The sequence below is a fragment of the Streptomyces sp. NPDC004647 genome, from assembly GCF_040609575.1.
In the GTDB taxonomy this organism is placed as follows: Bacteria; Actinomycetota; Actinomycetes; order Streptomycetales; family Streptomycetaceae; genus Streptomyces.
Map to the genome: position 1 here is coordinate 1 of NZ_JBEXKU010000154.1, position 7,580 is coordinate 7,580.

At 72.2% G+C, this 7,580-nt stretch carries 9 protein-coding genes and 2 pseudogenes; 2 read left to right on the forward strand and 9 right to left on the reverse strand.

All coding sequences use genetic code 11. The annotated features are described in order from the left end of the window. Positions 1–146 precede the first annotated feature (146 nt). From ABZW18_RS33805 to ABZW18_RS33820, 4 genes and pseudogenes are all read right to left on the reverse strand, one after another. Complete coding sequence (locus ABZW18_RS33805) at positions 147–887, reverse strand: DUF3159 domain-containing protein (protein WP_356195126.1); 741 nt, start codon at positions 885–887, stop codon at positions 147–149. Between the two features lie 3 nt (positions 888–890). Continuing rightward, complete coding sequence (locus tag ABZW18_RS33810; protein ID WP_356195142.1) at positions 891–1,289, reverse strand: OB-fold nucleic acid binding domain-containing protein; 399 nt, start codon at positions 1,287–1,289, stop codon at positions 891–893. A gap of 32 nt (positions 1,290–1,321) precedes the next feature. Continuing rightward, positions 1,322–2,020: pseudogene (locus tag ABZW18_RS33815) on the reverse strand (response regulator). A 151-nt stretch (positions 2,021–2,171) separates the two neighbouring features. Beyond that, a pseudogene (locus ABZW18_RS33820) lies at positions 2,172–2,364 on the reverse strand (sensor histidine kinase); the annotation flags it as partial. 48 nt (positions 2,365–2,412) lie between these two features. Here ABZW18_RS33820 and ABZW18_RS33825 point away from each other — a divergent pair. Then, on the forward strand, positions 2,413–2,946 hold the full coding sequence (locus ABZW18_RS33825) for a GNAT family N-acetyltransferase (protein WP_356195129.1): 534 nt from the start codon (positions 2,413–2,415) through the stop codon (positions 2,944–2,946). Positions 2,947–3,043: 97 nt separating this feature from the next. Here ABZW18_RS33825 and hemC read toward each other — a convergent pair whose 3' ends face one another. The 4 genes from hemC to ABZW18_RS33845 form a co-directional block, all read right to left on the reverse strand. Next, positions 3,044–3,979 (reverse strand): hydroxymethylbilane synthase, encoded by a 936-nt coding sequence (gene hemC / locus ABZW18_RS33830; RefSeq protein ID WP_356195132.1) that lies wholly within the window; start codon positions 3,977–3,979, stop codon positions 3,044–3,046. Between the two features lie 341 nt (positions 3,980–4,320). Continuing rightward, positions 4,321–5,124, reverse strand: coding sequence for a DUF3710 domain-containing protein (locus ABZW18_RS33835; RefSeq protein WP_356195135.1), 804 nt, complete (start codon positions 5,122–5,124; stop codon positions 4,321–4,323). A gap of 1 nt (position 5,125) precedes the next feature. Then, positions 5,126–5,641: a dUTP diphosphatase gene (gene dut / locus ABZW18_RS33840; protein ID WP_356195137.1), complete on the reverse strand. Its 516-nt coding sequence runs from the start codon at positions 5,639–5,641 to the stop codon at positions 5,126–5,128. Continuing rightward, the gene (locus ABZW18_RS33845) at positions 5,638–6,222 is read right to left on the reverse strand and encodes a PaaI family thioesterase (RefSeq protein ID WP_356195139.1); all 585 of its coding nucleotides are present in this window, start codon (positions 6,220–6,222) and stop codon (positions 5,638–5,640) included. Before ABZW18_RS33845 ends, dut begins: the two co-directional genes overlap by 4 nt. A gap of 59 nt (positions 6,223–6,281) precedes the next feature. Here ABZW18_RS33845 and ABZW18_RS33850 point away from each other — a divergent pair, with 59 nt between their 5' ends. Continuing rightward, on the forward strand, positions 6,282–6,725 hold the full coding sequence (locus ABZW18_RS33850) for a DUF3093 domain-containing protein (protein ID WP_356195140.1): 444 nt from the start codon (positions 6,282–6,284) through the stop codon (positions 6,723–6,725). Positions 6,726–6,780: 55 nt separating this feature from the next. On the opposite strand, the gene ABZW18_RS33855 is transcribed toward ABZW18_RS33850, so the two are convergent. Beyond that, complete coding sequence (locus ABZW18_RS33855; protein ID WP_356195144.1) at positions 6,781–7,470, reverse strand: hypothetical protein; 690 nt, start codon at positions 7,468–7,470, stop codon at positions 6,781–6,783. Between the last annotated feature and the right edge of the window lie 110 nt (positions 7,471–7,580).

The following is a 7,580-nucleotide window of genomic DNA, read 5'->3' on the forward strand; positions in this document are numbered from 1 at the left end:
GCTGGGGGTGCCCGGGGGGGGGGGGCGGGGGGCGCCGGCGGGGGGCTCCGCGCGCGGCCCCCCCCCGCCCCTTAATCGGTCGGGGGCGCCCGGGAACCGTGCGGTTCCCGGGCCCACCTTCCGTATGCGCGTCCTCGCGCCGGGGCTCAGTCGGCAGCGGCCGTTCTGGCCCGCTCCCGCTCCGCCTCCTTCTCGGCGGCCTCCTGTGCCTCCATCTCGGCGAACACATCGATCGGCGGCGGCGCCTTGGCCAGGAAGATCCAGGTCAGGTAGACGGCGAGCAGGAACGGCGGGATGCCGAGTGCGACCTTGACCCAGCCGAGCTGCGTCGCGTCCCCCCACCAGTAGAGCGGGAAGAGGATCGCCGACTTGGCGAGCAGGATGAGTCCCCAGGCGTAGCTGGCCTTGGTGTAGGCCCGCCGTCGGCCCGGGTTGCGTTTGCGCCAGGAGAGGTTCTCCTTGAACACCGGCCCCAGGATCAGGCCCAGCAGCGGGTAGCCGACCACCGACGTGACGATGTAGGCGACGGCCAGGCCCAGGGTGTAGAGCATCCCCGGTAGGTAGAAGTTCTTCGCGTCGCCCGACATCATCGCGAAGATCGCGCCGAAGGCGACCCCGAAGACGCCGCTGAAGGCGTGCTTGAGCGTGCCCTTGCCGGCCAGCCGGGCGGCGCCGAGCAACAGGGACAGGCCGAGGGCGGCGATGGCCGAGAAGTGGATGTCGCGGTTGACGGTGTAGATCGCGACGAACACCAGGCCCGGGACGGTGGTCTCCACCATGCCCCGTACGCCGCCGAACGCCTCGAAGAGCGCGGCCTCTGTGACGGCCCGCGCCCCTTCGCCCTCGGATCCTGCGTCCTGGTCGGTCTGTTTGTCCGGAGAGGTCACCGGCTACTCCTGTCCGAGCGGTCGGAGTTCGTACTTCGGATTGAACAGCACCCGGCGGCCGTGGCTCATCGATACCCGGCCCGATGCGATGAGCTTCCGGCCGGGTTCTATCCCCACGATGGACCGCCTGCCGAGCCATACGACATCGAGTGCGGCCGAGCCGTCGAACAGCTCGGCCTCCAGCGCCGGGACACCGGCCCGCGGACGCAAGGTGACCGTCCGCAGGGTGCCGGTGACCTTCACGATCTGACGGTCGTCGCAGTCGCAGATCCGCGTGCAGCCCTCGGCCTGGGCATCCTGCTGGAGCTCGGTGGCGTGCAGCTCCTCCGGGCTGGAGGACAGCCGGTCGAGCATCCGGCGGAAACGGCCTGTCGGCTTCACGGATCGGGGAACGGCACTCATACGGGAAGCGTACCGGGACCGGGCCTCCGGGATCACTGCTCGAACCGGTATCCCATGCCGGGTTCGGTGACGAAGTGCCGCGGGTGCGAGGGGTCGGCCTCCAGCTTGCGGCGCAGCTGGGCCATGTAGACCCGCAGATAGTTGGTCTCCGTGCCGTACGACGGCCCCCAGACCTCCTGGAGCAGCTGTTTCTGGCTGACCAGCCGGCCGGTGTGGCGGACCAGCACCTCCAGCAGATGCCACTCGGTGGGGGTCAGCCGGACGTCCCGGCCGTCCCGGTTGACCTTCTTGGCCGCCAGATCGACGGTGAAGGTGCCGGTGTCGACGAGGACCGGGTCCTCCGCGGGTCCCGACGGCTCTGCCCGGCGTACGGCCGCGCGCAGCCGGGCGAGCAGCTCGTCCATGCCGAAGGGCTTGGTGACGTGGTCGTCGGCGCCCGCGTCGAGCGCCCCGACCTTCTCGTCCGATGTCCGGCGCGCGGAGAGGACCGGGATCGGCACCCTTGTCCAGCCGCGCAGCCCCCTGATCACCTCGACGCCGTCCATATCGGGCAGGCCGACGTCGAGGACGACCACATCCGGGTGGCGGGCAGCGGCCGGCTACAGCGCGGTGGCGCCGTCCGCGGCAGCGTCCACCTCGTACTTGCGCGCCTTGAGATTGATGACGAGCGCTCGGACGATCTGCGGTTCGTCCTCCACCACCAGGACTCTCCGCGGAGCGCGGCCGTCCAGCGCCTCCGCTCCGGTCCGCCGGCTCCGAGTGCTGCGCCATCGTGCTCGCCTCTCTGCAGTACGTCCTCAGCCCCGCCGTGCGGGCCGTCATGGGGCGGCCGCGGCCGGGCGGCCTGGACGGACCGGCGGGCGGCCGTGAGCGGGCCCGCGGGGCCAGCACCAGGGTCATGCCTCCGCCGGGGTGTCCGTGGCGGAGAGAGTGCCGCTCATCGCCTCGGCGAAGCCGCGGGCGACCGCGAGGCCGAGTCCGGCGCCCGCCCCGCGCGGGGCATCGCCGTAGCGCTGGAAGGTTCGAAGATACGGTCCTTCTCGAGGTCCGGGACTCCGGGGCCGCGGTCGACCACTCCCGGCGATCCGAGGTGCCCGACCGTCCGGCCTGCCAGGATGGCCGTATGGCAGAGGTACGGACCGCGCACACCGCGCAGTTGGACACCGACGTGCTCACCGCGGTCCGGGCACTCCTGGACGCCGCCTTCGTGGACGACTTCTCCGAGTCGGACTGGGACCACACCCTGGGCGGGATGCACGCCCTGGTGTGGGAGGGCAGCGAGCTGATCGGACACGGGTCGGTGGTGCAGAGGAGGCTGCTGCACGGCGGCAGGGCGCTGCGCACCGGCTATGTGGAAGGCGTCGCGGTCCGTGCCGACCGGCGCGGGCGGGGGCTCGGCGGGGCCGTGATGGAGGCACTGGAGCGGGTGCTGCGCCGGGCGTACGACCTGGGGGCGCTGTCCGCCAGCGACGACGCCGCGGGCTTCTACGCGGCCCGCGGCTGGCAGCTCTGGCAGGGCCCGACCTGTGTACTGGCCCCATCCGGCATCGTGCGCACGGAGGAGGGCGACGGGAGCACGTACGTCCTGCCCGTGGGCGTCGTACCGGACCTGACGGGCGAGCTGGTGTGCGACTGGCGGGACGGGGACGTCTGGTAGCGCGAGCGCGTGCGGCAGCGGCCCGCCCGCTGTCCGGACGGGCCGCTGCCGCATACCGGTCAGCGCCTGGCGAGCTCGCTCAGCGCGGAGCGGCGATTCAGTGCGGAATGGTGTCGATCAGATCCCGCGCACCCTGACGGAGGAGGGCCACGGCCACGGACGTACCGAGCGTGGCTGGATCGAGCGGCCCGGCCCACTCATGAGCGTCCAACACCGCCTTGCCGTCCGGGGAGAAGACCCGGGCGCGCAGCGAGAGCCGCCCGTCGCGCTCCGCCTTCGCATACCCGGCGATCGGCGAATTGCAGTGCCCCTGCAGGACGTGGAGGAACATCCGCTCCGCGGTGGTCTCCCGCCAGGCGTTGGTGTCACCGAGCCCCGAGACGGCCTCGATCGTCGCCGTGTCGTCCTCGCGGCACTGCAGCCCGAGCAGACCGGCGCCGATCGGCGGGCACATCGCCTCGACCGACAGGATCTCGGAGGTCCGGGACATCATGCCGATCCGCTCCAGCCCCGACACGGCGAGCAGCAGAGCGTCGGCATCGCCCGCATCGAGCTTCTCCAGGCGGCGGTTGGCGTTGCCGCGCATCGGCACGCACTCCAGATCCGGGTGGGTGACCGCGAGCTGGGCGGTACGCCGCACCGACGAGGTACCGATCCGCGAGCCCGCTGGGAGCTCGTCCAGCGTCAGACCGTCGGGGTGCACCACGGCGTCACGGATATCGTCGCGCTTGAGGTACGACGCGAAGACCGTGCCCGCCGGCAGCGGGCGGTCGGCAGGCACGTCCTTCATGCAGTGCACCGCCAGGTCCGCCTCGCCGGCCAGCAGGGCGGCGTCGACCTCCTTGGTGAAGGCGCCCTTTCCGCCGAGCTTCGACAGATCGCCCATCCACTTGTCGCCGGACGTCGTGACCGGCACGACCTCCGTACGGATTTCCGGGCTCAGGGCGGCAAGTTCGGCGCGTACCCGCTCGACCTGGGCCAGGGCCATCGGTGAAGAGCGGGAGACGATGCGGATCAGCTCGACGGAGGGCATGCGCAAACGATAGAGCGTCAGGTCCGCACTTCGAGACGCAGCCCGGCGTCCCAGCGCCCTGGCGTGGCGGGCAGGTTGGGCTCATCGCCTACGGGGCGGGGCAGCCGTCGGCGCGCGGCTGATGCCGCGTCGGCCCGGTGGCCTGCGGCAAAACCGTCCCCGGCCCTTCTTGGAGCCGGGCAGCCGGACGGGCCTGAGCGGGTCGTCCACGTGCCGTTCCCGAAGCGGCGCGCCTCGCCGTGGAGTTGCTCACACATGTGGGCCGGGCCCGAAGAACGGGCCCGGCCGATGTGGATGTACGGGCGCTGCTGCGCATGTGCCGGCGCTCGAAGAGCGTCGCGTCAGCGCACCTCGGTGATCTCGGGTCCGCGCGTGAGCCGGTCGACGCCGCCCGCGAAGCGCGAGCCCTCCTCGGCCTCGTCCTGCTGCACACCCTCCGGCACCATCTGCGCGTCCTCCGGCAGCTTCAGCACGATCGGGTCGCGCGGCGCCATCGGCGCGTCGCCGCGCACCACGACCGCGTCCTTGAAGACCTGCTCCAGCAGACCCGCGGCCTCCGGCTGCACAGCACCCTGGCCCGAGATGACCCCGCGCAGGAACCAGCGGGGCCCGTCGACACCGACGAAGCGCACCATCTGCACCCCGTTCGTGCCGTCCGGCAGCTGTACGGGCACCTGGGCGCGCAGCTCCCAGCCGAGCGGGCCCTGGACCTCGTCGACCACGCCGCCCTGCTGCGTGATGCCCGAGGCGATCTCCTCACGGACCTCGCCCCAGATGCCTTCCTTCCTGGGCGCGGCGAACGCCTGGAGCTGTACGGCGCTGTCCCGCAGCACGACCGTCGCGGCGACGATCGCGTCGCCGGCGACCTCGACGCGCAGCTCCATGCCCTCGACCCCGGGCACGAGAATGCCGCCGAGGTCGACCCGGCCCTCGGAGGGGTCCCGGACCTCGGAGATGTCCCACGGACCGTCGGGGCGCGGCGCGGGCGGCAGGCTCACCCTGCGCTGCCCGGTGTCCTCCATGGCGTCGTCCGACGCGGCGTCCTCCGGCTCGAACTCGTCCGAGCCCACGCCGCCGGCCGGCTCGCCGGCTGCGCCCGCAGTGCCTTTAGCGTCTGCGCTTCCCTTGCGACGACGTCCGAACACGTCACTGTCCTTCCCGGTCGGCAACGACCGCTGCGTAATCATTCGGCCCGGTGGAGTCGCCCACCGCGGCATGACCGCCTGTGGACCCGAAGCCCCCCTCGGCCCGTGCCGAGCCGGGAAGCTCCGCCACCTCGTGGAAGCGCACCTTCTCGACCTGCTGGACGACCAACTGGGCAATCCGGTCGAACCGTGCGAACTGCACGCTCTCCCGTGGGTCCAGATTGACCACGATCACCTTGATCTCTCCACGGTACCCGGCATCGACCGTCCCGGGCGCATTCACGAGGGCTACGCCGCAGCGGGCGGCGAGACCCGAGCGCGGATGCACAAAGGCCGCATACCCGTCGGGGAGCGCGATAGACACTCCGGTGGGCAGTACGGCCCGCTCGCCGGGGGCCAGCTCGGCCGCCTCCGTGGTGACGAGATCCGCGCCCGCGTCGCCCGGGTGCCCGTACGAGGGAACCGGCACGGCCGGGTCCAGCCGCCGGATCAGCACATCGACGGGATGACGGCTCACGGGTTCACCTCGAACGCACGAGCCACCTTGACCTGGTCGGGGTCGCCGAGCGCGGCCTTGATCTCCGCGGGCCGGCCGTTCTCGATGAAGTGGTCGACCTTGACCTCTATGAACAGCGCGTTCGCGCGCACCGCCACAGGCCCGTCGGGCCCGCCGATCCGGCCGACCGCGGACGAGTAGATCTTGCGCCCCCGCACCGCGGTGACCTGCGCGTCCAGGAAGAGCACGGTGTCCACCGGCACGGGACGGACGAAGTCGGTCTCCAGCCGTCCGGTCACCGCGATCACCCGCAGCAGCCAGTTCAGCGAACCGAGCGTCTCGTCCAGGGCCGTGGCCAGGACGCCGCCGTGCGCGAGACCCGGGGCACCCTGGTGAGCGGTCCTCACCGTGAACTCGGCGGTGATGCTCACGCCCTCGCCCGCGCGGGCCTCCAGATGCAGCCCGTGCGGCTGGGCAGCGCCGCAGCCGAAACACTGGTCGTAATGGGCTCCGAGGAGCTCTCCGGGCGCGGGTGCGTCGGGGTGCCGTACCGGCGGCTCGGCATCGGCCGGCGGCCTCAGCGATACAAATGGTCCACTCACGAGTGCTGACCCTACCCGCGCAGGCGGCGCGGAGGCGTTGCCGTGCCAAGCTTGTGGGCATGCAGTCCTACGAAGAACGCCTGACAGCGCCCCGCTCGTGGTGGATCATCGCGGCCCTCATCGGGGTGGCGCTGGGACTGATCATGCTGCCGCTGGGCCCGCTGCCGATGCTCGGCGGGATGATCGGCGGCGTGGCGCTGGCCGGTGCCGCGGTGAGCTCGTACGGCTCCGCGCGGATCCGGGTGGTGGCGGGCTCGCTGGTGGCCGCGGATGCGCGGATCCCGGTCGAGGCGCTCGGGGCTCCCGAGGTGCTGGACGCGGGCGAGGCGGTCGCCTGGCGTACCTACAAGGCCGATCCGCGGGCGCATCTGCTGCTGCGCAGCTACATCCCCACCGCGCTGCGGGTGGAGATCACGGACCCGGCCGACCCGACGCCGTACATCTACCTGTCGACCCGCGATCCGGAAGGGCTGGCGGCGGCGCTGACGGCCGTACGGGCCTGAGCCACGGGGGCCTGATGCCTGAGCCCGGCTGCCGCGCGGGGCCCGGCCGACGGGGTCAGCCCCCGTCGTGCCGCAGGCGGTCCTGGAGCGCTTTCGGGCTGCCGGGCTCCCCGATCTCCTCCGCCGACATGTGATGCGGCAGGGCGTCCCAGGGGACCTGGCGCTCGCGCAGATCCTTGCGGATCTTCTCCGCGACTCTTCTGGTGTCACGCCGGTTCATCACGGCCCCGACCGCCGCGCCCACCAGGAACGGGATGAGGTTGGGCAGGTTGCGCACCGTGCGCTTGAGGACCTGCTGACGCAGCTCCCGCCTCATCTGGCCGCCCAGGGCGAAATTGAGACTCGCCGGTTTGGTGACCTCGACGCCGCGCTCCTCCGACCACGAGGTGAGGTACGCGGCCGCGCGCTCCTTGAGGTTGCCGGGCGCTCGCAGGCCGTAGACCTCGTGCAGCTCGGCGATGAGTTTGATCTCCACCGAGGCGACACCGACCACCTCGGCGGCGAGCTCGGCGGGCATCGCGGGCGGCACGGGCAGCATGGCCGCGGCTCCCACCCCCGCTCCGACGGTCGCGGAGCTCTTGGTGGCCCCCGCCACCAGCTTGTCGGCGATCTGCTCCGGTCCCAGGCCCGGGAACTGCTTGCGCAGCGTCGCCAGGTCACGGACCGGAACGCGCGGGGCGTTCTCGATGATCCGGTCAACGATCAACGAGACTCCCTTGCGGGCGCCTTTGCCACCTCTCTTCATGCCACGGCCGGTGGCTGCCGCGAGCGAGGCCGCGCGGCAGCCACCGGCGCCGGCGCCCCCGGTGGGGGGGCGCCGGCCGCTGGGGGCCGGGGCGGGCCGGGCGGGGGAGC